Raw genomic sequence first — 23273 nt, 5'->3', positions numbered from 1 at the left:
CGAGGAGCGTGCGATGGCCGAAACCAACATGTCTGGTGCACCGGTCGTTACGTCGATGCAGGTGATCCCGGTCGCCGGCCGTGACAGCATGCTCCTCAACCTCAGCGGCGCGCATGCGCCGTTCTTCACCCGCAACATCGTCATCCTAACCGACAATGCCGGTCACACCGGCGTCGGCGAGGTGCCGGGGGGCGAGAAGATCCGGCAGACGCTCCAGGACGCCCGAGATCTCGTGATCGGCAAGACCGTCGGCGCGATGAACAATATCCTCGCCGACGTCCGCACCGCCTTCGCCGACCGCGATGCCGCCGGCCGCGGCAAGCAGACGTTCGACCTGCGCGTGATGATCCACGCGGTCACGGGAATCGAATCCGCGCTGCTCGACCTGCTCGGCCAGCATCTCAATCTGCCCGTTGCCGCCCTGCTCGGCGAAGGCCAGCAGCGCAACAGCGTCGAGACGCTCGGCTATCTCTTCTTCGTCGGCGACCGCCGCAAGAGCAAACTCGACTACGTCAAGGGCGAGACCGGCAAGGCGGAATGGTTCAATCTCCGCCATCAGGAGGCGATGACGCCGGAAACCGTGGTGCGGCTCGCGGAAGCCACCCAGGATCACTACGGTTTCGCGGACTTCAAGCTCAAGGGCGGCGTCTTGCGCGGCGAGCAGGAGATCGAGGCCGCCACCGCGATCGCCAAGCGCTTTCCGAACGCGCGCGTCACGCTGGACCCGAACGGTGCCTGGTCGCTGGATGAGGCGATCCGGCTCTGCAAGGACGTGCACGGCATCCTCGCCTATGCCGAGGACCCCTGCGGCGCCGAGGCCGGCTTCTCCGGCCGCGAGATCATGGCCGAGTTTCGCCGCGCAACTGGCCTGCCGACCGCCAGCAACATGATCGCGACCGACTGGCGCCAGCTCTCCCATGCGCTGCGCTTGGGTGCGGTAGACATTCCGCTTGCCGATCCCCACTTCTGGACCATGCAGGGCTCGGTGCGCGTCGCCCAGACCTGCCGTGACAACGGCCTGACCTGGGGCTCCCACTCCAACAACCATTTTGACATTTCACTCGCGATGTTCACCCACGTTGGCGCCGCCGCCCCCGGCAAGGTCACGGCGATCGACACCCACTGGATCTGGCAGGACGGCCAGGCGCTGACGAAAGAGCCGCTCCGGATCAGGGGCGGCAAGATCGCGGTGCCGGAACGTCCGGGCCTCGGCATCGAGATCGACCGCGCGGCCGTCGAGGCCGCCCATGAGCTCTACAAACAGCATGGACTTGGCGCCCGTGATGACGCTATTGCCATGCAGGACTTGATCCCCGGCTGGACGTTTGACGACAAACGTCCCTGCCTCGTGCGCTAAGAAACTCTGGAGGAAGCTATGACTGCGATCCTGAAAAACTTCATCGGCGGCGAATGGGTCGATGGCTCCGGCGTCACCAGGAACATCAACCCCTCCAACACCAACGATCTGGTCGGCGAATACGCCAAGGCCGACAAGGCGCAGACCGAGAAGGCGATCGCGGCGGCCAAGGCCGCCTTTCCTGCCTGGGCGCAATCGACGCCCCAACAGCGCTATGACGCGCTGAACAAGGTCTCTCTCGAAATTCTCGCCCGCAAGGACGAACTCGGCCGCCTGCTGGCGCGCGAGGAAGGCAAGACGTTGCCGGAAGGCGTCGGCGAGGTCGCGCGTGCCGGCCAGATCTTCGCGTTCTTCGCCGGCGAGGCCCTGCGGCTGATCGGCGAAAAGGGCGCCTCCGTGCGTCCCGGTCTCGACGTCGAGCTCACGCGCGAGCCGGTCGGCGTCATCGGCATGATCACGCCCTGGAATTTCCCGATCGCGATCCCGGCCTGGAAGATCGCGCCGGCGCTCTGCTACGGCAATTCGGTGGTTTTCAAGCCGGCTGAGCTGGTGCCGGGCTCCGCGCATGCGCTGTCCGAGATCATCACCCGCTCCGGCATTCCCGCCGGTGTGTTCAATCTCCTGATCGGCTCCGGCTCCGTTGTCGGTCAGACCCTGCTCGAACATCCGGACGTCGCCGCGATCTCCTTCACCGGGTCGGTGCAGACCGGACGCAAGATCGCGCAGGCCTGCGTGCTGTCGAACCCGATGAAGAAGTTCCAGCTCGAGATGGGCGGCAAGAATCCGCTGGTCGTGCTCGACGACGCCGACCTGAAGACCGCCGTCGAGGTCGCCATCAACGGCTCCTATTTCTCCACGGGACAGCGCTGCACCGCCTCCTCGCGCCTGATCGTGACCGAAGGCATCCACGACCGCTTCGTCGCCGCGATGGCAGAACGGATGAAGGGCCTCTCGGTCGACGACGCGCTCAAGGCCGGCGTGCATATCGGCCCCGTCGTCGACCAGAGCCAGCTCGACCAGGACCTGCGCTACATCAAGATCGGCCAGGACGAGGGCGCCAAGCTCGCCTTCGGCGGCGAGCTTCTCAAGCGCGAGACGCCCGGCCACTACCTCCAGCCGGCGCTGTTCACCGAAGCCAACAACAACATGCGCATTGCTCGCGAGGAAATCTTCGGCCCCGTCGCAGCGGTCATCCGCGCCAAGAATTACGACGAAGCGCTGGCGATCTCCAACGACACCGAATTCGGCCTCGCCTCAGGCATCTGCACGTCGAGCCTGAAATACGCCTCGCACTACAAGCGCAACAGCGAGTCCGGGATGGTGATGGTCAATGTGCCGACCGCCGGCGTCGACTATCACGTCCCGTTCGGCGGCCGGAAGGGCTCAAGCTACGGCGCCCGCGAGCAGGGCTCCTATGCGCGCGAGTTCTACACGACGGTGAAGACGGCCTATACCTATCCGGGTTGATAGGCTGATATCGTAGGGTCGGTTAGCCCGCGGCTGCGCGAAGCGCAGTGCGCTCGCGTAACCCACCTCCTCTGCTTCCGCGGATAGAGCGCTTGGTGGGTTACGCTACGCTGACCCACCCTACACTTCGGAGTCCTTCCATGGACCAGGACGTCGCAGCGAAAGAGCAGCCCCGCTACATCAAGCTCAACGAGCGCGACAATGTCGCGATCGTGGTCAATGATTTCGGGCTTCCCGCCGGCTCGCGCTTCGCCAGCGGCCTGACACTGCGCGCCTTCGTGCCGCAAGGGCACAAGACGGCGCTGGTCGACATCGCGGAAGGCGCGCCGATCGTCCGCTATGGCGAGGTCATCGGCCACGCGCTGTCGCCGATCCTGGCCGGCGAATGGGTGGATGAGGCGCGCATCCGCATGCCGGAGGCCCCTGCCCTCGACAAGCTCGAAATCTCCACCGCCGTCCCCGCGCCGCTGCCGCCGCTCGAAGGTTTCACCTTCGAGGGCTTTCGCAACACCGACGGTTCGGTCGGCACCAAGAACATCCTCGGCATCTCCTCCTCCGTGCAATGCGTCAAGGGCACGATGGAATATGCGGTCAAGCGCATCCGCGCCGAACTGCTGCCGAATTACCCGAACGTCGACGACGTCGTGCCGCTGACGCACGCCTATGGCTGCGGCGTCGCCATCAATGCCCCCGATGCGGTGGTGCCGATCCGCACGCTGCAGAACATCGCGCTCAACCCGAATTTCGGCGGCGAGATTCTGGTCATTAGCTTGGGATGCGAAAAGCTCGCGCCGGAGCGGCTGGTGCCGGAAGGCGTCAGTGGCGCCATCGTGCGCATGCAGGACGAGGCTTTTGACGGCTTTGGCGCCATCGTCGACGCGATCATGACCCAGGCGGAAGCTCGCCTGAAAATCCTCGACAAGCGCACCCGCGAGACCTGTCCGGCCGCCGATCTCGTCATCGGCCTGCAGTGCGGCGGCAGCGATGCGTTTTCCGGCGTCACGGCCAACCCCGCCGTCGGCTTTGCCGCCGACCTGCTGGTGCGCGCCGGCGCCACCGTGATGTTCTCCGAGGTCACCGAGGTGCGCGACGCGATCCAGCTCCTCACCCGCCGCGCCATCAACGAGGACGTGGGCCGCGCGCTGGTGCGCGAGATGGCCTGGTACGATTCCTATCTCGCCCGCGGCGGCGCCGATCGCAGCGCCAACACCACGCCCGGCAACAAGAAGGGCGGCCTCGCCAACATCGTCGAGAAATCGTTGGGCTCGATCGTCAAGTCCGGCTCGAGCGCCATCACCGGCGTGCTCTCGCCCGGCGAAAAGGCTACGCAGAAGGGCATGCTGTTCGCGGCGACGCCCGCGTCAGACTTCATCTGCGGCACGCTCCAGCTCGCCTCCGGCATGACGCTGCAGGTGTTCACCACCGGCCGCGGCACGCCCTACGGCCTTGCCGCCGCGCCTGTCATCAAAGTGGCGACCCGCACCGAGCTCGCCCGCCGCTGGAAGGACCTGATCGACTTCGACGCGGGCCGCATCGCCACCGGCGAGAAAACCATCGAGGAAACCGGCTGGGACCTGTTCCGCCTGATCCTCGACGTCGCCAGCGGCCGGACCAAGCCGTGGTCGGACCGCTGGGGCATCCACAATGATCTCACGCTGTTCAACCCAGCGCCGGTGACCTGAGGGCAATAGATCTCCTCCACTCGATCTGCAGGCGGACTGACTGCCCCTCGCATGAAACCGTACGGAAACACTGGCGCGAAAAGCTTCCTGCCTGTTTCATCCCGTCGCATCATGCAATCAAATCGATCCGCAGGCGGCGGCCCAATGTTCGCACACGAGCGAACCTGATGCGGCATTGCCGCGACCAAACCTCCGATTGATATTTTCAACGGAGATTTTCCAATGCGTGTTCTCTCGATGATTGCCGTTGCCGGCGCCATGATTGCGAGCTCAGCCGGTGCATACGCCGGCGAGCTGCCCTCTTACGAAGTGAGGTCGTTTCCGATCTCGGCGACGCAAGTGCAGGTACTCGGCGGCGCCGGCGTCGAGGAGCAATCAACTGCTCCCGCGACGACCCTCGCCGGCATGCCTGCCTCGCCCGCCCAGCTCTCGGTGCTGTCGCCGCGGGTCAAGCGGCTTGCGAGCATGAGTTCGGAGAACGCGGCGCGCTGAGCGCCTTGTGTCGTTGCCGGGGCGCGCGTCGCCCCGGAGCGACCTCTACGTCATGCTGCCGGGCATGAAGCAGCGCACGCGGGGGTGGCCGTCGATGTAGTGTTTCCACACCATGGTGCGGCCGATCTTGTTCGGCTCGGTGATCACGGCTCCGTCGGGCACGACGACCCATTCGTCGTCGAGATGCACGCGGTAGCGGCCCTTGTCGGACTCCCAGTCGACATCGGCGACCACGTAGCCGTCAGCATCCGAGCAACATTGCCCGAATTCGCTGTGCAGGCTCTCGAACCAGGGCTTCAAGGGCGAGTTGGCATAACGTCCGTCATCGCGCGCAAGTGCCGATGTCGCCAGCAGCGTCATCAACCCCAGCAGCGCCGCCGCATACACTCTTCCAGATCTCATGTCGTCTTTCCGCGGATCGAGATTGTCATCGCGGGGGCGCGCATAGCCGCTCGCGCTCCGCGCGGTCGGAGATGCGCGGCGCCGGCGACTCGATCCCCCAGCTGCTTTGCGACAGCTATGCAAATCGGGCGCCAACGCGCATTCCGGGGAACTACTGGCGCCAAGCCTACCCTGGCCGGGGCGCGCAGGCCGCATGTGTGACGGGCCGGCGATTGGCTGCGATGTTTCGAAGGCTTTCCTTGTCGCGTCAGGACGTGTACGAAGCTGCCGCGGGCGCGGATCGCATCGTTTAACCGACTGTTTTGAATGGAAGAATTGGGTGTTGGCGTGACTGGCATCGGACCGTCGGCACTATGAGTGGTTCGAAAGACCTGCTTCCCAGCCAGCAGGACCCGACCGATTTGCCCGCAAACCAGGTGCAGTTTGCGCTGGTGATCTCGCGCATGCTCGAAACGGTGAAAGACGACGCGGAAGCCAGGCGGCAAATGGTCTACGATCTTGCCCGCTACAAGCTCCAGGAGCAGTTCACCTACGCCGACGCCAAGAACATCGACCAGATGAAGCGGGCCCTCGAGGTCGCGATCGAGGAGGTCGAGAAGTTCTCGCGTGACGAGGCGCCGCTGGAGCGCCTGCCGTCGCAGCAACTCACATCGTCAAAGGAGACAGGCGGTCTTCTGGTATCCGGCGAGGCGACCGTTTTGCGATCCGGGATCGGGATGTCCGGCAGCAAGCTGCCCGCGAATTCGGGCCCGCTTCTGCCGGTGATCAAGCGCACAGCGGCTATCCTGCTTGCGGTTGGCGCAGTCATCCTGATCGTCTCGCAGCGAGACAATATCGCCGCGCTGCGCCGGCTGATCTCGTCCCAGCCCCCGGAGATCGCACTGGTCGCGCCCAGGCCGGAGACGACGGTCACGGTCGCCAAGCCGGAAATGGTGCCCGCCGTCCCGCCGCCTCCAGCGCGCGTGCTGCCAACCGACTACGGCATCTACGCCCTGGTCGACGACAAGTCGCTGGCGGAGTTGAATGCGACCGGCGTGATGGCGCCGGACATGCGGATCGCGATTTCACCGGAGTTCAAGAAGCCCGACCGGCCGCATCTGCCGAACGGCCGCGTCAAGTTCATCGTGTTTCGCCGGGACGCCGCAAACGTGATTCCCGAGCGCGTCGAGGTTCGGGTCGTCGCGAAGATCGCGCGGGAGTTTTCGACCGACGCCGCAGGCAAGGCGCTGGGCGGCGGAGACGATGTCGCCGTCATCCGCAACTTAGCCTATCCGATCCGGGTATCGCCGATTCCGGGGAAACCCGAAATGTACGAGCTTCACACGGGCGATTCAGGGCTCGAGCTTGCACCGGGACATTACGTCCTGAGCCTGGGCTCGCAGGCCTATTATTTCCAGGTCGACGGCGAAATCACCGATCCCCGACAGTGCCTGGAGAAGGTCGTCGCGGGCAACGGCACGTTCTATGCGCCGTGCAAGAAGGCGCGGACTTACTGACGTTTCCCAAAACGGAAGCAGCTTACTGCTTCGGCGCCGGCGCCATCATCGCGCCGCCCTTCTTGGCCGCGGGCGCGGTCGCGGGCTTCGTCGTCGCGGCGGTCGCCTGCGCGGGAAGATATTTGGCGACGATGGCGGGATCGACCTGGGCGATGTTGGCGTCAGGCAGCCGCGTCCAGGTCTCGTCCTTGCCGAACAGCGAAATGCCGAGGAAGCCGCGCATGGTCAGCGTCTGGCCATCGGGGCTCACCGTCATCTTGGCCTTCCAGATGTTGCCGTCGCGCGGATTGACCACGTTGCCGCCGTCATACTTCAAGCCGTCACGCTTCATGTCGCGGATGAAGGAGAGGCCGAGCACCGGCGCGTTCTTGCGATCGTCGGTGCATTTGGCGCAGATCTCGTTCGGATCATCGCCCGGGCGCGGGAAGGTCTTTGCGATCACGCCTTCGAAGATGCCGTTGTGGTCGATGAAGAGAAACCATCCCACCGTCTTGCCGTCTTCGACCTTCTGCCACAGCCCCGCAGCCGTCGGCTGCTGTGCCTGCGCGGCTGCAGGCCACACCGCACCGAGCGACAGCGCGAGCGCGAGGAGCGAGAGCAGCCGAAAGCTGAAAAAGAGATTCCGCATTATGATCACCTTGCTGAGCCGCCACTGCAATGGCCGCAGACTACGGCGATTTCGCGAACGGTTCCAGCACCAGAAACATGGGGCATCGCATGTCGTTCCCGGTGCCGTCAGTTGACACCGAGCTTTTTTTGCAAGCTGGAGGACGAAGTCGTGTATTGGAACACGAGCCGCTTCTCCGGATAGACGTAGCGATGGGCTTTTTGCGACATCAGCGCGCCCTCGTGGAAGCCGCACAGGATCAGCTTGATCTTGCCCGGATAGGTGTTGATGTCGCCGATGGCGAAGATGCCCGGCACGTTGGTCTCGAACGCGGAGGTCTCGACCGGCACGAGATTGTTCTCCAGCGCAATGCCCCAGTTCGCGACCGGACCAAGCTTCATGGTCAGCCCGAAGAACGGCAGCATGGTATCGCAGGAAATCTCGGTCACGCTGTTGTCGTTGCCCTTGACGGTGGCGCCGGTCAGCCTGCCCTCGGCGCCTGAGAGCGCGGTGACCTGGCCGAGCCGCAGGTCCATCTTGCCGTCGGCGACCAGCGCGCGCATCTGCTCGACGCTGTGGGGCGCGGCACGAAAATCGTCGCGACGATGCAGCAGCGTGATGCGCTTGGCGATCGGATGCAGATTGAGCGTCCAGTCGAGCGCGGAATCGCCGCCGCCGACGACCAGCACGTTCTTGTCGCGGAAATTTTCCATCTTGCGTACGGCGTAGTGCACCGAGGTGCCTTCATAGGCCTCGATCCCCGGCACCGGCGGACGCTTCGGCTGGAACGAGCCGCCGCCGGCCGCGATCACCAGCACCTTGCATTCGAACACCTTGCCGGCGTCGGTGGTGCAGCGGAATCCGGGATCGCCGATCTTCTCCACCGTCTCGATCATCTCGCCGAGGTGGAAGGTCGGATGGAACGGCTTGATCTGTTCCATCAGCGCATCGGTGAGACCCTGGCCCGAAACCTGGGGAATGCCGGGAATGTCGTAGATCGGCTTTTCCGGATACAGCTCGGCGCACTGGCCGCCGACCTTGTCGAGGATGTCGACGAAATGTGCCTTCATGTCGAGAAGGCCAAGCTCGAAGGCGGCGAACAGACCGCAGGGGCCGGCGCCAACAATCAGCACATCGGTTTTGATCACGTCGCTCATGTCGTCTCTTTATCGGTTGGACGGCGCCCGGCGGGCAGAGGTGACCCTGCCTGTCTAGCCAACGGGGATGGATCAGGGAAGGCATAAAAGCGGTAGCGCCCCGCAGCCGCACCCACTTGCCGGGTCAGGATAACTGGGCTGTAACGGGATGCGATATGACGGAGATCAATCGGTGAACGCACCAAGCCGCCTCGATACGACGCCGCGCCTCGAGGACTTCCCTTTTCGCCTCGGTGACAATGTCCGCTTCGGCGACCTCGATCCGAACCAGCACGTCAACAACGCGGTCTACGCCACCTATTTCGAGACCGGCCGTGTCACGCTGATGAAGCTTCCCGAATACGGGCTGACCCCGCCGGGCCTTGCCTGGATCATGGTGCGGCTCGACATGCATTTCCGCGCCGAGCTGCATTGGCCCAACACGATCGAGCTTGGCCTCGGTGTGGTGAAGCTGGGACGGACGTCTGTGACCTTCGAGCAGGTCGTGTTCTCGAACGGGAAGTGCATCGCGTCAGCGACGTCGGTCGGCGTCCTGCTCGACGAGGCGACGCGCCGGCCCGCGGCGCTGACTGCGGAAGTGCTCGAGAAGCTCAGACCCTGGCACAAGCGCGGCATCGAGGTCGCGCCGCCGGGCACCTAACGAGCAAGAAGCTCAGGCCTGGCGTTCCGGCGTCGCTACGACGAGCCCGTCGAGCTCGTCGGAGACCTTGATCTGGCAGGACAGGCGCGAGTTCGGACGTACGTCGAAACCGAAGTCGAGCATGTCCTCTTCCATCGGCGTCGGGCTGCCGACCTTCTCGCGCCAGGCTTCATCGACATAGACATGGCAGGTTGCGCAGGCACAGGCGCCGCCGCATTCGGCCTCGATGCCGGGGATGCTGTTGCGGATGGCGGCTTCCATCACGGTTGCGCCGTTCTCGATTTCCACCGTACGGGTTTCGCCCTTGTGGTCGACAAAGTGAATTTTGGCCATGTGTGCTCGTGCTGCCGCGATCTGGGAGAAAGGAGGGTCCGGGCTGTCCTATAACGGGTCGATCAGGGCGGCGCCATAGCGTTTTCGAGCGAAGTGAATACCGTTTTGCGGGAAGAAAACGCGTCAAAACAAAAGACTAGAGCCACCGTCTATGTGGGATACCCGCCTAGTGCTTCAGGATCGCCTCGATGGCGGCGCGGACCTCGGCCACTGCCTCTTTCAGCGCGGCAAAGGCATCGGGCCGGTTGTGGCCGGTCCGGATCGCCGTCTCCAGGCTCGCGGCGGCATCCGCCACCGCAAAGGCGCCGATTCCGCGCGCGGATCCCTTGAGCTTGTGCGCGAGTGCGCCGGCCTCACCCGGCAACGCCGCCATGGCCGCGATCAGGCGGACCGCCTGCTCAGCGAACATCGCGAGCACTTCCTGCTCCAGCTCGGCATCGCCGAGCGTCATGCGGGAGAGGTGGTCGAGGTCGAGCGGGCTTTCGATGGGTGCAAGCGGGGGCGAAGGCATCCAGTCCATCCGTTGCAGTTCAGGCGTCATGGCGCAGGCCCCGGCATCACGCGATGATCCGCCGGTCCGGCGGTCAGGTTCCCTCCACCCAAGCACGAAAATGGTTAACGAAATGTTTGGGCCGCTTTACCTAATTCTGCCGGCTTATTGACGAAAAGTTGCCGCAATCCCACGAGTCCGGTGGAGAATTTCATTTATTGCTAAGGCGTTACGGCGCGATCCTGTTAACGATGATTAAGATTGTCTTAATCGCAGGCATTTCATTCGCGACGCTCTGCCAATAGGATGTTGCGGAAATTGGCGGACAAGCCGTCCGGGTGGGGACGGCTCGGAAATCCGCAAAAGCGGCATGATCCGGTCTGTGGGCTTGCGTAGCGGGGCTCGCGGGGGACGCGTACAAGTAACGAGGGCTCGGACTGAACATGGCAAACACTCCGAAAAAGGCCAAGGACCCCACAGAAGTTGCGCTTTCTGCGATCCAGGAAGCCCTGAACATCAGCGACACGGCGGCCGATACCAGCCGCAGCGCATCGATGCGCAACGAAGCGGCGCCGTCCATGGCGCCCCCGTCTCCCCCGATGTTCGACGAGCCGACCTTCGAACCGCGCCCCGCCGCCAACGAGCGTGCCGTGTTCGATCCGATCGAAGAACCGCGTTCGTCGCGCCGCGCCGCCAACGACGATCGCGCGACCATCGGCCAGCTCCTGCAGACGCTGCAGACGGGACGCCCGTCCCGCAACATCTACACGGGCGCGACGATCTTCACCGTCATCTGGCTCGCGGCGTGCGCCGCGCTGACCGTCGGCTTCCTGCCCTCGATCCAGGCCGCGATGGGCCAGAGCGGCGGCGTCCTGGCCATTGCCGGCCTCGTCACGATGTTCTTCGCGCCGGTCATGCTGTTCTTCTTCCTGGCGAGCCTCGTCTGGCGCGGCCAGCAAATGAGTGCCGTCGCGCAGGCGATGGCGCAGGTCGCGATCCGCTTCTCCGAACCGGAAGGCTCGGCCTCCGATTCTATGGTCACCGTCGGTCAGGCCATCCGCCGCGAGGTCGCGGCGATGGGTGACGGCATCGAGCGCGCCATTGCGCGCGCCGGCGAGCTCGAGACGCTGGTCGCCAATGAGGTCGCGGCGCTGGAGCGCGCCTATTCCGACAACGAAGTTCGCATCCGCGCCCTGCTCCAGGACATCGCGCACCAGCGTGACAACCTGGTCGGCCAGGCCGAGCAGGTCCGCAGCGCCATCTCCGGCGTGCAGATCGATCTGCGCCACGACATCGCGCTGATCTCGGACGCGATCGCCTCGCGCGTCGACGAGGTCGCCAAGTCCATCACCGGCGCGCTGGAAGAGCGCGGCGCCCACATCACCGGCGCGCTGAGCAACGCCGGCGACAACATGATCCTGGCGCTCGGCGAGCGCGGCGGCGACCTGCTCGACCGCCTCGAGGAAGCCAGCAACGAGACCACGCGCGCCGTGCTCGACGCCAGCGAGCGGCTGACCACCAGCCTCAACTTCAAGACCGGCCACGTCCACGACGAGTTCGTCGATCTCGCCGACCGTGTCCACGAGATGCTGAACGAGCGCATCGACCGCATCACGGGCGAGTTCGAGCAGCGCTCCGCCGCGATCGTCGACGGCATCTCCGAGCGCACCGAGCAGGTGCACGACAGCCTGAAGAACTCGTCGGACTCGCTGCTCCTCGAGCTCGAGCTGCGCTCCAACGACCTCTCCGCCAAGATCGACGACGCCGGCAACCGCCTCGCCGGCCACATCATGACCTCCGGCGACAAGGCGAGCGAGGCGCTCGACGCCACCGTCAACACCCTCGTCGCCAAGGTCGTCAGCCAGACCGAGACCGCGCACGACTCGCTGTCGCTGCAGATGAGCGCGTTCGACGAACTGGTAAGGAACCAGGGCACCGAGCTGGTCGAGAAGTTCGCCCGCGACAGCGGCACGCTGGGCGCCCTGATCACGCGCCACATCTCCGAGTTCGACCGCACCGTGAAGACGTTCGGCGGCGAGATCGTCGATCGCATGGGCCAGCGCACGCAGGACATCCATGAGTCGCTGAAGAGCTATGTCGACAATTTCGACACCCGATTCACCGCGAATGGCGGCGCGATCACGGCCGTGCTCGACCAGCGCCTGGTGCAGTTCGAGACCACGATCGGCGAACGCGTCTCCAACCTCGACGCCTCGCTGAACGGCAAGATCGCCAGCCTCGACGGCACGATCGAAGGCCACATCAAGACCTTCGACGAGCAGCTCGGCGGCCGCGTCGCCGCGCTCGAGGAATCGTTCGACACCCGCGCCCGGTCCGTCACCGAGACCATCGACGGGCGTCTCAACACGCTCGCGACGTCGCTGACCGACGGCGCCACGCAGGCGATCCAGTCGATCGACACGCGCCTCACCCACCTCACGACGACGCTCACGGGTGGCGCTTCGCAGGCGCTCGAGTCCATCGACTCCCGTCTCACCAACCTGACGACGACATTGACCGATGGCGCCTCGCAGACGATCCAGACGATCGATACTCGGCTGACCCATCTCACGACCACCCTCACCGGCAGTGCGTCGCAGGCGCTCGAGTCCATCGACTCTCGCCTGACCTATCTGTCGACCGCGGTGACGAATGGCGCCTCTCAGGCGGTGCAGTCGATCGACACGCGCCTCACGCTACTGACCTCGACGCTCACGGACGGCACCGCGCAGGCGATCGAGGCGGTCGACCGCCGCATCACCGGCGTCACCGAGATCATCGACGGCCGCAGCATGCACCTGACCGACACGGTCACGGCGCGTTTCCAGGACATCCACCAGGCCATCGAGACCAAGGTCGGCTCGGTCGCCAACGACATCGACGTGCGCGTGGCGCAGTTCGAGGACCTGCTCGGCTCGCGCGTCGAGGCCGTCGCCGGCCGCATCGAAAGCAGCGGCCGCCAGGCCAGCGAGGACATGATGTCCCGCGCCGAGATGATCTCGACCGCGATTCGCTCGCATGTCGAGGACGCCGAGCGCTCGCTCACCAACCTCGTCGTCAACACCAGCGAGACGATCCAGACCGGTGCGCGCACCGCCCAGCAGTCGCTGATGACGGTCTCCTCCGACGTCAACGCCCAGCTCAAGATGACCTCCTCCGAGGTCGAGCGCGCGCTGACCGCGGTCGGCACCGGTGCCGCGAACTCGATCCTGACCAGCGCCCGCGAAGCGCAGTCGACGCTGGTCGCCGCCTCCGGCGATGTCTCGAACCAGATCAAATCGCTGTCGGCCGACGTCGAACGCACGCTGTCGGCAGCGGGCTCGGCGACCGCCGCCTCGATCCTGGCTGGCGCCCGCGAGGTGCAGACCACGCTCGTCACGGCGTCCTCGGACGCGGCCAACCACGTCAAGACGCTCACCGCGGACGTGCAGCGCTCGCTGTCGCTGGCCGGCACCACCACGGCGGAATCGATCACCGCCGGCGCCCGCGATGCGCAGAGCGCGCTGATCGCGACCTCGAGCGAGACCGCCAACCAGATCAAGGCCCTCTCCTCCGACGTGCAGCGCTCGCTCTCGATGGCGGGCACTGCGACGGCCGAGATCATCACGACCGGCGCCCGCGAAGCGCAGAACACGCTGGTCACGGCGTCCTCGGATGCGGCGAGCCAGGTCAAGTCGCTCGCGGCCGAAGTGCATCGTTCGCTCTCGCAGGTCGGCCAGTCGACCGCCGAGACGATCACCACCAGCGCCCGCGACGCCCAGAGCACCCTTCTCGCTGTCTCCGCAGAACAGACCGGTCAGGTCCGTTCGCTTGCGGCCGAGATGCAGCGCGCGCTGGCGACGGCCGGCGGCGCCACTATCGAGGCCCTCACCAGCGGCGTGCGCGAGGCCCAGGGTACGCTGATCTCCGCCTCGACGGACGCGGCGAGCCAGATCAAGTCGCTGACGACGGATATCGAGCGGACGCTGACCGCGGTCGGCGCCGATACCGCTTCGACGATCCTCAACAGCGCGCGTGAGGCGCAGACCTCGCTGACCTCGACGTCGGCCGATGCCGCGAGCCAGATCCGCACGATCTCGACCGAGATCGAGCGCGCGCTCAGCACGGCCACGACGAATGCGACCAACGACATCCAGACCAGCGCGCTCAACGCCCAGAACGCGCTGATCAACGCCTCCAACGAGGCGAGCTCGCGGGTCAAGTCGAGCTCGGCCGACGTCGAGCGCTCGGTGCTCGCCGCCAGCAGCAGCTTCGGCCAGGCCATGACCGGCAAGACCGACGAGATCGTCACCTATGTGCAGCAGCAGGCCGACCGCCTGTCGAACATGATCGACGCCAAGCGCGGCTCGCTCGTGGACGCGATCGGCTCGAAGACCAGCCAGCTCACGCTCGACATCGACCGCGTCACCTCCGACGCGCTGAAGTCGATCGAGACCCGCGGCCACGCGTTCTCGCAGACCATGATGGGCAACGGCTCGGAAGTCGCCCGCACCATCAACGCGGCGAGCGAGATGGCCACCGGCGCGGTCAGCAAGTCGCTCAAGGACCTCGAGCAGGCATCGCGCTCGGCGATCGACCAGTCGCGCCAGGTCTCGATCGCGGCGGTCACCGAGATGCAGGAGACCAGCAAGATCCTGCGCACCGACACGGTCGCCCTGTTCGAGCGTCTGCGCGAAGGCAACATCCTCCTCCAGGAGGTGCTGACCGGTGCGCACGACAACCTCAACTCGCTCGAGCGAGCGCTGGTGACGCGTGTCGCCGACTTCGTCTCGGCGATGAACGACGTCACCTCGCGCAATGGAGCCGCGACGCAGAACCTGGAAGACCAGCTCAACGTCTTCAACACGAAGACCACGCGGGCGCTCCAGGACCTCGGCGAGCTCTCGACCCAATTCGACGCGCACGGCAAGGCGCTCGTCGAAGCCGCCCAGGTCGTGGAGCAGAGCAACAAGAACACCACCGCCTCGCTCGCCGAACGCAAGGCGGCGCTGGAATCGCTCGTCACCACGATCGACCTGCGCACGACCGACCTCGACCAGCGGCTGTCGCGCTTCACCGGCCTGCTCGATGAATCGCTGGCCGCCGCCGAAGAGCGCGCTCGCGACATCGCCCGCGTCGTCGCGGAGACCGCCGGCGCAGGTTCGGCCGCGATCACCCGCCAGTTCGAGGCGGTGCGCGCGGCGTCCGAGGAAGAGCACCGCCAGACCATCGAGTCCATGCACGACATCTACCGCCAGACCACCGACGAGGCGGATGCGATGTTCAAGCAGTCCGCCGAGAAGTTCGGCAACCTCGTCTCCAGCATGAAGCTGATGGCGCACGAGATGCACAACGAGCTCGAAGCGACCCGCAACGAGCTGCGCCGCGGCGTGCTCGAGATGCCGCAGGAGGCCGCCGAGAGCACCGCGCAGATGCGCAAGGTGATCGTCGACCAGATCGAGGCCCTCGCCGAGCTCAACCGCATCGTGGCCCAGCATGGCCGCGGCCTCGACGTCTCCACGGCGGGCCGCGCATCTGTCGCCGTCCAGCGCCAGGAAGAGCCGATGATGGCAACGGCGGGCGGTCGCGGTGCCGAGACGCGCGTGCGCGACACCGGCAGCGCCTCGACGCTGCCGCCGCCGGATCTCGGCATGCCAGCCTCCTCGCGGCGCACCGAAGCGCCGCCGGTCGCGCCCGCCGGCAACGACCAGGGTCGCGACGGCTGGCTGTCGGACCTGCTGAACCGCACTGACGCCAACCAGGGTGCGCCCACGGGGCGTGAAGCTCCGCGCGGCCGCCAGGCTGCACCGTCGCCACAGCCGCAGGCTGCGCAGAGCAGCGGCAATCCGCTGGAATCGCTGTCGCTCGACATCGGCCGACTGATGGACCGCAACCTCGCGGCCGAGATGTGGGACCGCTACCAGCGCGGCGAGAACAAGGCCTTCACCAAACGCCTGTACACGCCGGCCGGCCAGAAGGCCTTCGACGAGGTCGCCCGCAAGTACCGCGCCGACCGCAACTTCAAGGGCACGGTCGATCGCTACGTCGCCGAGTTCGAGCGCCTGCTCGACGAAGTCGCCCGCGACGGCCGCGGCCCGCAGGAGCTGCGCAACCATCTGACCTCGGAAACGGGTCTGGTCTACACGCTGCTCGCGCATGCGGCGGGCCGGCTGGGGTAAGGCGCGGCTAGCGATAGCGAATAAGGAAACGGAGGTCTCACGGCCTCCGTTTTTGTTTGAGAAAGATCGTAGCCCGCACGCAGCACGAATTGCGGCGCCTCCCCCAAGCACCGTCCTTGTGAGGAACTCTTGCGACGAAGCGATCCAGACTGTCCCCCGTGGAGAGAGTCTGGATTGCTTCGCTGCGCTCGCAATGACGAGTGGAAAGATACGCGGACGAAACGCCTACTGCCGCCTGCGCTCTGGCGCCGCCGGCCTCGGCGGCTCGGACGGTGGCGGCGGAGCGGCGGCTGGTGCGCTGTTGCTGGCGCCGAACAACACGCGGGTCGGGTTGCGGTCGAAATTGTTCACGGCACGGCTGATGTCACCGAGGGTGCGGCGGCCGTCGGTCATCAGGGCACCGGAGCGCTTGTCGAAATCGTCGGCGAGTTCGCGGATCGACTTCACCGCCTGGAACAGCTCGCCGCCGTCCTTGCCGCCGGCCAGCGTGTTGAGGCCGAGCATGAGGCTGTCGGCCTTGAGCACGACGCCGTCGACCTTGGCCATCACGCCGTCGATCTTCTCGGAGTTGCGGGCGAGAGAGTTGGTGAAGGTCTCGAGGTTCTTGAGCGAGTTCTTCACCGATTCCTGGTTGTCGGCGACGATCTTGTTGATGTTCTGCAGCGTGCCGCGGATCGCCTCGGTGACGTCCTGGAGCTTGTTGGGATCGGCCGTCAGCGTCGGGATGCCGTCCTCGTCGAGCGGCGGCGGGGGAGCCGCCTCCTCGCCGCCCTTGAGCGAGATTGCAGCCACGCCCGTCAGGCCCTGAAATTCGAGGCCGACCAGGGTGTCCTTGCGGATCGGGGCGTTATTCTCGACCATGGCGAGTGCGACAACCCGCCGCGGGTTGTCCAGCTTAACCGAGACCACCTCGCCCACCCGGATACCGTTGAAGTTGACGCTGCCGCCGTTGCGCAGGCCCGCTGCCGGGCCCTCGAACACGACCCGCAAGGGGCTGCGCTGCTTGGTGGTGTGCAGCGACTGGAACCACAGCACGAAGCCGATCGCCGCGGCGATCACCGCCAGCGTGAACGATCCGATCAGTACGTAATTCGCCCGCGTTTCCATCAGCTACTCCGGCACCTCAGCCCATCACCGCGCGAGCGCGCTTGCCATGGAAATATTGCCTCAGCCAGGGATGCTGCGAGGCCTGCATGTCGGCCATCGACCCTGCCGCAATGATCTTACCGTTCCCTAAAACGGCGATGCGGTCACATGCTGTGTAAAGGCTGTCGAGGTCGTGCGTTACCATGAAAACGGTCAGCCCCAAAGTTCGTTGCAGCGTCCGCACCAGTTCGTCGAAGTCGCCGGCGCCGATCGGATCGAGGCCCGAGGTCGGCTCGTCCAGGAACACGAGGTCCGGATCGAGCGACAGCGCACGTGCGAGCGCGACGCGCTTGATCATGCCGCCGGATAGTTCCGAGGGAAAACGGTCGGCGACCTCGGGCTTGAGGCCGACCATGGTCAGCTTGGCCATGGTGATCTCGTCCATCAGCCGCTGCGAGACGCGCAAGTATTCGCGCATCGGAAACTGGATGTTCTGCCGCACGGTCAGCGAAGAGAACAGCGCGCCTTGCTGGAACAGCACGCCCCAGCGACGCTCGACTTGGCGGCGCTGCGATGTGTTGGAGGAATCGAGGTCGACGCCGAACACCTCGATGCTGCCGGCAATCTTCGGCACGAGGCCGATGATGGTGCGCGTCAGCACCGACTTGCCCGCACCGGAAGGGCCGACGAAGCCGAGGATCTCGCCGCGCTTGACGTCGAGATTGAGGCCGTCGAGCACGCGCGTCGCGCCGAACTGCACGGTGATGTCGCGGACGCGGATGATGGGATTCTCGGGAGGCATCTCTACATCCCGATCGCGGCGAAGAAGATGGCGAACACGCCGTCCATGACGATGACGAAGAAGATGCCTTTCACGACGGACGACGTCGTGTGCTGCCCGAGCGATTCCGCGCTGCCCTGCACGGCCAGTCCCTCGACGCAGGCAACGATGCCGATCACGGCGGCCATGACCGGCGCCTTGACGATGCCGACGATGAAATGATCGATCGAGATGGCGTCGCGGAGCCGCAGCAGGAACGCCTCGGGCTGAACGCCGCCGTAGAGCCAGGCGACGAGACCGCCGCCATAGAGCGCGGCCATCGCGCCGAGGAACGCCAGGATCGGCAGCGCCAGCACCAGGGCCAGCATGCGCGGCAGCACCAGCACCTCGATCGGGTCGAAACCCATGGTGCGCAGCGCGTCGATCTCCTCGCGCATCTTCATCGAGCCGAGCTCGGCCGTGTAGGCGCTGCCCGAGCGGCCCGCGACCATGATGGCGACCAGCAGCACGCCGATCTCGCGGAGCACCAGTACGCCGAGCATGTCGACGACGAAGAGATCGGCGCCGAAGCGGCGGAAATGGAAGATGCCTTGTTGCGCGATGATGCAACCGATCAGGAAGGTGATCAGTACCACGATCGGGACGGCACGCCAGCAGACCTGCTCGAGGTGATGCACCGTCGAGGTCAGGCGGAACGAACCAGGGTGGATCAGGGTGCGCGCACCGGCGGCCAGCACCGCGCCGAGCATGTCGATCAGGCCCGCCACGGTCCCGCCGACGCCGGCCACGGCGCGGCCGATCTGCTCGAGCATGCCGGTGATGGTGATGTTGCTGCGGTCGATGACGGGCGTCGCCCGGACCCGGCGCACCTCGTCGACCAGGCTCGAATAATTGGCGGAGAGACCCGCGATCTGCGCCTCGACGGCGCCCTGGGTCAGGCTGCGGCGCAACCGCTCGATCAGCCAGGCGCCGAACGTATCGAGCTTGGCGACCTCGGAGACGTCGATGAAGATATTCTGCGAACCGCCGGCAAGCTTCTCCGCGTCGGCTACCATCCGCTCCAGGACCGGCGCGAAACTCGCGGTCCAGGTTCCGGTGGCGCAGAGGGCCAGCGCGTTGCCTTTCGCAATCCGTTCCAGCTTCGGATCGCCCGTCAAGATGTCCGCTCCCGTGCCGGGGCGGAGAAAATCAGATGGTTGCACACACGCCCTTACCCAGAGAAGCTATCCCCAACTGGTTAATGTTAGTTGCTACACGTAACTAGCAGGTTCAGATTTCGCCAGAGTTCAAAATGACTTCCAGCAAAGTTCCGGCACTCCGGGTGCGAATCGAGCGCTTTCCCATCGCCGGCAGTTTCACCATCAGCCGGGGCGCCAAGACAGAAGCCGTCACTGTTGTGGCCGAAGTGAGCCGGAACGGCCTCGTCGGCCGCGGCGAATGCGTGCCCTATCCCCGCTATGGCGAGACGCCGGAGGCGACCCTCGCGGCGATCGAGGCCATGCAGGCGACCCTGGCAGGCGGTATCACCCGACAGGCTCTGCAAGCGGCCATGCCGCCAGGCGCGGCCCGTAACGCGCTGGACTGCGCCCTGATCGATCTTGAGGCCAAGGCGGCCGGCCTGCGGGCCTGGAACCTGCTGGACCGCCCGATTCCGGGCGAGCGCACCACCGCCTACACGATCTCGCTAGGCACGCCCGAGGCCATGGCGGCGGCGACCGCCAAGGCGGCGCACCGGCCGCTGCTAAAGATCAAGCTCGGCGGCGACGGCGATCCGGAGCGGATCGCGGCGGTCCGCAACGCCGCCCCCGAATCCGAGCTGATCGTGGATGCCAACGAGGCCTGGACCGAGGCCAATCTGGAACAGAACCTCGCCGCCTGCGACGCCGTCGGCGTCACCCTCGTTGAGCAGCCGTTACCGGCAGGCAAGGACGACGCGCTGGCACGGATCAGGCGGCCGCTGGTGGTCTGCGCCGACGAGAGCGTGCACGATCGCCAGTCGCTGGCACCCTTGCGCGAACGCTACGACGCCGTGAACATCAAGCTCGACAAGACCGGCGGCCTCACCGAAGCGCTGGCGATGGCCGATGCGGCCCAGGCGCTCGGTTTCGAGATCATGATCGGCTGCATGGTCGCGACATCGTTGTCGATGGCCCCCGCCATGCTGGTGACGCCGCAGGCGCGCTTCGTCGATCTCGACGGCCCGCTGCTGCTGGCGCGCGATCGCGATCACGCGCTGCGCTACGACGACAGCCTGGTCTATCCGCCCGATGCTTCGCTGTGGGGATGAGCGTTCAGCCGGTGCCGCGCCAACCAGATCACAAGCGCGCCGGAAGCGGCCATCGCGGCCATGACGTAATAGAGGCCATCGCCGATGCGGGCGTAGATCGCGCCTGAGGCGATCGAGGTCGCCGCGCCGAGCAGCCCGTTGCATGCGGCGTAGTAGCCCTGCCCCCGCGCGATCTGATGCGACGGCACGCGCTGCACCAGCAGGCTCATGGTGCCGACGATGGTCATGCCGAAGGTGAGGCCATGGCCGAGCTGCACGATCGCGAGCAGCGCGAGCGGCGGTTCGTTGGCGGTGACGATCCAGCGCAGCACGGCGCTCAGCCCGCCGATCGCGATCAGCGTGGACGGATGCAGCGAGAAGCGCGGCGACAGCGCAAACACGACGATCTCGGCGATCACGCCCAGCGTCCACAGTCCCGCGATGGTCAGCCCGCCGAGACCATGGAGCTGCCAGTTGATGGCCGAAAACGTGTAGTAAGCGACGTGGCTGCCCTGGATCAGCGCGGCCGAGGCGATCACCGCCCAGAAACCGGCGTCGCGCAGCAGCGTCTTGCCGGCCGGCATCTCCGTCGTCCTGCGCCTGGCATCGTCGAGCGGCTGAAGCAGCAGGCTGGCCGCGACCGCGACGACGGCCCATGCCACGATGACCCAGATCAGATCGCGCGCCGCGATGTGGTCGACGAGATAACCGCAGGCGAGCGAGCCGGCGGCGAACGCCGCCGAGCCCCACAGCCTCAAGGGTCCGTAATCGAGCCCGTAGCGAGCGACGCCGCGTAGCGCATAGGCGTCGGTGAGCGGCATCGTGGGCGTCCACATCATGCAGGTCAGCGCATAGATCAGGAACAGCGCCAATGGTTGCTGCTGCAACCCGACGACCGTAAACCCGATCGCCGTTGCAAGCACCGACAGCATCATGGCGCTGCGAATCGCCTGTCGCTTTTCGGCAAAGGCGGTGACCTGCGGCAGCGTGGTGAAGCGCGTGATCGCGGGCAGCGCGTTGATGAGGCCGATCCAGGAGGCGTCGATGCCGATCGCCTTCAGCCAGACCGGGAAGAACGGCAGATGCGTGCCTGACACCGCGAACACGGCCGAGTAGAACAGGGCGAGGCTCACGGCGAATCGCCGCTTCACGGATGCAGCGATGGGGATTTGTGATTCGGGCGGCATCAAACCAATTGCGATTCGGTCGATATCGTGGTGATCGTTACAGTAACGCGCAGTGATTTGCGCGACGAGATTGACATGGCCAACGAAGCATTCGCCCTCTCGCCTATGTCTGCCCGCGCGGCCGAGCCGAACGAGCAGGATTACGACGCGATCCGCGAAGCCTTCCTGGAGACGGCGCGCGGCCGCTGGTTCCTCGGCGAATACGCCAAGCGCAACCGCAATGCGGACACCCGCATGGTGCTTGATGCGGTCGCGAAAATCGAAGAAACCCTTGCGGCACAGCGACAACCTGTCGTCGAGGACCGCCTGCCCGCAGCGCTGGTCGAGATCCGCCGCGCGGTCCACGAGGCAGAGACGGCTGCGATCGCGGCGTTCGATCCCGCGGTGATGGAGGCCAGCCTCGCCGCGATCCCGCGCGGCGTGCGCATCATCAAGGAGATTTCCTGGCGCTGGCGCGAGATCGGCGCCGACGGGCGAATCTGCGACCTCATCGATTCGCAGCTCGCCTCGATCGAAGCCGCCTCCGCGCAGATTTCGACGATCGACCCCCGCGTCGAGCTCAAGGCCGCATTCGATCTGCTCAGGGATCGGGTCGGACAGCTTGATGCGGACGGCGACACAGCGCCGCAAGCGGCCGCAGCACGTCCCGCCCCGGTGCAGGAAGCGCCTGTGACTCCGGCTGCGCCTGTCGAGGCCGCGCCTGCCGCGATGGCGAGCGAAGCACCCGTGGCTTTTACGGAGACGCCTCAGCATATCGACGAGGCTTCGAGGCCGGAAGCAGCCGACACTGCTGAAGCGTTCGCGATCGCCGAGCAGGCCGTGGACGCCCCTTTGGACGCCGCCGTGGCGTCGGCGATCGTCGCCGAGAGCGAGGTTGCATTCGACAGCGCCGCGCTCGAGGAGCCGGCCCCCGAGCCCGCCGCCTTCGCGCAAGCAACCGACGCGTTCGCGCTCGATGCCGCTGCGGAGGCGGAGGACGAGGCCGTGCTCGAGGCCATCGCGCTGGAGATGGCCGCGCCCGATCCCGAGTTCGACGAGATCATCGAACCGGTCGAGATGGCAGCGGCCGTTCCGGAGCCGGTGGTTGCAGAAGTTGCTGCGCCGGTCGCAGCGGAGCTTGCAGAACCGATCGCGCCGGAGCCCGTCGCCGCACCGATCGTGGAGCAGCCCATAGAGGAAGCGCCGATCGCGATGGAATCGCTGGCGCGCCTCACCAACGCCATCGCGGAGGCCGCGGCCGAAGTGATGGAGCAGCCGGCCATGCCGATGGCAGCCTCGGCAACATTCGGAGCATCGCTGGGCGCGACGCTGCCGATGCCCTCGCCCTTGTCCGAATCCTTGCCCGAGCCCTCGCTCGGCGCCAGCATCCTCGCCAGCGGCATGTTGCAGAAGCCCCGCGCGGCCAACGATCCGCTCGCGCCGATCCGCCGCATGACCCAGGCCGAGAAGATCGCGTTCTTCTCGTAAAGCGGCGTTGCGCACTCGCTCTCGTGTCCCGGACGCGCTGCAACGCCCTCAGCGTTGCTGCGCAGAGCCGGGACCCAGCGGGCGGCGAATTTCTCTGCAGTATGGGCCCCGGCTGAGCAGCGCATCGCTGAGGAAGCGCTGCGCTGCGTCCGGGGCACGAGGCCGATATACGGCGCTGGCTTTCGCTTCACCGTACCGACGGTGC

The 23273-nt window shown here is 66.0% G+C and carries 18 protein-coding genes; 9 read left to right on the top strand and 9 right to left on the bottom strand.

The features are described 5' to 3' along the window. Nucleotides 1-13: 13 nt before the first annotated feature. The 4 genes from gudD (at nt 14) to FNV92_RS11970 (ending at nt 4998) form a co-directional block, all read left to right on the top strand. Nucleotides 14-1357: a glucarate dehydratase gene (gene gudD, locus FNV92_RS11985; protein ID WP_143840810.1), complete on the top strand. Its 1344-nt coding sequence runs from the start codon at nt 14-16 to the stop codon at nt 1355-1357. Nucleotides 1358-1375: 18 nt separating this feature from the next. Next, nucleotides 1376-2824, top strand: coding sequence for an aldehyde dehydrogenase family protein (locus tag FNV92_RS11980; RefSeq protein WP_143840811.1), 1449 nt, complete (start codon nt 1376-1378; stop codon nt 2822-2824). A gap of 140 nt (nt 2825-2964) precedes the next feature. Further along, complete coding sequence (gene garD / locus FNV92_RS11975; protein WP_143840812.1) at nt 2965-4506, top strand: galactarate dehydratase; 1542 nt, start codon at nt 2965-2967, stop codon at nt 4504-4506. A 222-nt stretch (nt 4507-4728) separates the two neighbouring features. After that, complete coding sequence (locus FNV92_RS11970; RefSeq protein ID WP_143840813.1) at nt 4729-4998, top strand: hypothetical protein; 270 nt, start codon at nt 4729-4731, stop codon at nt 4996-4998. Between the two features lie 45 nt (nt 4999-5043). Here FNV92_RS11970 and FNV92_RS11965 read toward each other — a convergent pair whose 3' ends face one another. Further along, nucleotides 5044-5400 carry a hypothetical protein gene (locus FNV92_RS11965; RefSeq protein ID WP_143840814.1) on the bottom strand — a complete coding sequence of 119 codons (357 nt, stop codon included), beginning with the start codon at nt 5398-5400 and terminating at the stop codon, nt 5044-5046. Between the two features lie 353 nt (nt 5401-5753). Between FNV92_RS11965 and FNV92_RS11960 the strand changes: the two genes are divergently transcribed. Then, a complete protein-coding gene (locus FNV92_RS11960) occupies nt 5754-6896 on the top strand; it encodes a hypothetical protein (RefSeq protein WP_143840815.1) in 1143 nt (380 codons plus the stop codon). 22 nt (nt 6897-6918) lie between these two features. Here FNV92_RS11960 and FNV92_RS11955 read toward each other — a convergent pair whose 3' ends face one another. Then, entirely contained in the window at nt 6919-7524 is a 606-nt protein-coding gene (locus FNV92_RS11955) for a DUF2147 domain-containing protein (protein WP_015684911.1), read from the bottom strand. A gap of 107 nt (nt 7525-7631) precedes the next feature. Further along, nucleotides 7632-8660, bottom strand: coding sequence for an NAD(P)/FAD-dependent oxidoreductase (locus tag FNV92_RS11950; protein WP_015684910.1), 1029 nt, complete (start codon nt 8658-8660; stop codon nt 7632-7634). Between the two features lie 172 nt (nt 8661-8832). Between FNV92_RS11950 and FNV92_RS11945 the strand changes: the two genes are divergently transcribed. Continuing rightward, nucleotides 8833-9300: an acyl-CoA thioesterase gene (locus FNV92_RS11945; protein WP_143840817.1), complete on the top strand. Its 468-nt coding sequence runs from the start codon at nt 8833-8835 to the stop codon at nt 9298-9300. A 12-nt stretch (nt 9301-9312) separates the two neighbouring features. Here FNV92_RS11945 and FNV92_RS11940 read toward each other — a convergent pair whose 3' ends face one another. Together FNV92_RS11940 and FNV92_RS11935 are read right to left on the bottom strand one after the other, a co-directional pair. Beyond that, entirely contained in the window at nt 9313-9633 is a 321-nt protein-coding gene (locus FNV92_RS11940) for a 2Fe-2S iron-sulfur cluster-binding protein (protein WP_008143731.1), read from the bottom strand. A gap of 166 nt (nt 9634-9799) precedes the next feature. Then, entirely contained in the window at nt 9800-10174 is a 375-nt protein-coding gene (locus tag FNV92_RS11935) for an Hpt domain-containing protein (protein WP_143840818.1), read from the bottom strand. A gap of 392 nt (nt 10175-10566) precedes the next feature. Here FNV92_RS11935 and FNV92_RS11930 point away from each other — a divergent pair, with 392 nt between their 5' ends. Further along, on the top strand, nt 10567-16281 hold the full coding sequence (locus FNV92_RS11930; protein WP_143840819.1) for an apolipoprotein A-IV repeat region-like domain-containing protein: 5715 nt from the start codon (nt 10567-10569) through the stop codon (nt 16279-16281). 225 nt (nt 16282-16506) lie between these two features. Here FNV92_RS11930 and FNV92_RS11925 read toward each other — a convergent pair whose 3' ends face one another. Genes FNV92_RS11925 through FNV92_RS11915 form a run of 3 tightly spaced genes read right to left on the bottom strand, consistent with a single transcriptional unit; the run spans nt 16507 to nt 19305 of the window. Beyond that, complete coding sequence (locus tag FNV92_RS11925; protein ID WP_143840820.1) at nt 16507-17388, bottom strand: MlaD family protein; 882 nt, start codon at nt 17386-17388, stop codon at nt 16507-16509. Between the two features lie 16 nt (nt 17389-17404). Beyond that, complete coding sequence (locus tag FNV92_RS11920) at nt 17405-18169, bottom strand: ABC transporter ATP-binding protein (RefSeq protein WP_015684905.1); 765 nt, start codon at nt 18167-18169, stop codon at nt 17405-17407. 2 nt (nt 18170-18171) lie between these two features. Continuing rightward, nucleotides 18172-19305 (bottom strand): MlaE family ABC transporter permease, encoded by a 1134-nt coding sequence (locus tag FNV92_RS11915; protein ID WP_015684904.1) that lies wholly within the window; start codon nt 19303-19305, stop codon nt 18172-18174. Nucleotides 19306-19439: 134 nt separating this feature from the next. Between FNV92_RS11915 and dgcA the strand changes: the two genes are divergently transcribed. After that, on the top strand, nt 19440-20435 hold the full coding sequence (dgcA, locus tag FNV92_RS11910; protein ID WP_143840821.1) for an N-acetyl-D-Glu racemase DgcA: 996 nt from the start codon (nt 19440-19442) through the stop codon (nt 20433-20435). Here the strand turns inward: dgcA and FNV92_RS11905 are convergent. Beyond that, entirely contained in the window at nt 20405-21601 is a 1197-nt protein-coding gene (locus FNV92_RS11905) for an MFS transporter (protein ID WP_143840822.1), read from the bottom strand. The genes dgcA and FNV92_RS11905 overlap by 31 nt on opposite strands. A gap of 75 nt (nt 21602-21676) precedes the next feature. Between FNV92_RS11905 and FNV92_RS11900 the strand changes: the two genes are divergently transcribed. Continuing rightward, complete coding sequence (locus FNV92_RS11900) at nt 21677-23068, top strand: hypothetical protein (protein WP_168213249.1); 1392 nt, start codon at nt 21677-21679, stop codon at nt 23066-23068. Nucleotides 23069-23273 lie beyond the last annotated feature (205 nt).

This window comes from Bradyrhizobium cosmicum (assembly GCF_007290395.2).
Taxonomy (GTDB): Bacteria; Pseudomonadota; Alphaproteobacteria; order Rhizobiales; family Xanthobacteraceae; genus Bradyrhizobium; species Bradyrhizobium cosmicum.
Note: the sequence above shows the minus strand (reverse complement) of the source record. Positions and strands in the feature narration are given on the sequence as shown.

Bases quoted from the DNA above. Each gene is read 5' to 3' on its own strand.
- FNV92_RS11950 (WP_015684910.1), bottom strand. From the start codon at position 8,660: ATGAGCGACGTGATCAAAACCGATGTGCTGATTGTTGGCGCCGGCCCC.
- FNV92_RS11965 (WP_143840814.1), bottom strand. From the start codon at position 5,400: ATGAGATCTGGAAGAGTGTATGCGGCGGCGCTGCTGGGGTTGATGACG.
- FNV92_RS11925 (WP_143840820.1), bottom strand. From the start codon at position 17,388: ATGGAAACGCGGGCGAATTACGTACTGATCGGATCGTTCACGCTGGCG.
- FNV92_RS11940 (WP_008143731.1), bottom strand. From the start codon at position 9,633: ATGGCCAAAATTCACTTTGTCGACCACAAGGGCGAAACCCGTACGGTG.
- FNV92_RS11980 (WP_143840811.1), top strand. From the start codon at position 1,376: ATGACTGCGATCCTGAAAAACTTCATCGGCGGCGAATGGGTCGATGGC.
- gudD (WP_143840810.1), top strand. From the start codon at position 14: ATGGCCGAAACCAACATGTCTGGTGCACCGGTCGTTACGTCGATGCAG.
- FNV92_RS11955 (WP_015684911.1), bottom strand. From the start codon at position 7,524: ATGCGGAATCTCTTTTTCAGCTTTCGGCTGCTCTCGCTCCTCGCGCTC.
- FNV92_RS11935 (WP_143840818.1), bottom strand. From the start codon at position 10,174: ATGACGCCTGAACTGCAACGGATGGACTGGATGCCTTCGCCCCCGCTT.
- FNV92_RS11960 (WP_143840815.1), top strand. From the start codon at position 5,754: ATGAGTGGTTCGAAAGACCTGCTTCCCAGCCAGCAGGACCCGACCGAT.
- dgcA (WP_143840821.1), top strand. From the start codon at position 19,440: ATGACTTCCAGCAAAGTTCCGGCACTCCGGGTGCGAATCGAGCGCTTT.
- FNV92_RS11920 (WP_015684905.1), bottom strand. From the start codon at position 18,169: ATGCCTCCCGAGAATCCCATCATCCGCGTCCGCGACATCACCGTGCAG.
- garD (WP_143840812.1), top strand. From the start codon at position 2,965: ATGGACCAGGACGTCGCAGCGAAAGAGCAGCCCCGCTACATCAAGCTC.
- FNV92_RS11970 (WP_143840813.1), top strand. From the start codon at position 4,729: ATGCGTGTTCTCTCGATGATTGCCGTTGCCGGCGCCATGATTGCGAGC.
- FNV92_RS11900 (WP_168213249.1), top strand. From the start codon at position 21,677: ATGGCCAACGAAGCATTCGCCCTCTCGCCTATGTCTGCCCGCGCGGCC.
- FNV92_RS11905 (WP_143840822.1), bottom strand. From the start codon at position 21,601: ATGCCGCCCGAATCACAAATCCCCATCGCTGCATCCGTGAAGCGGCGA.
- FNV92_RS11930 (WP_143840819.1), top strand. From the start codon at position 10,567: ATGGCAAACACTCCGAAAAAGGCCAAGGACCCCACAGAAGTTGCGCTT.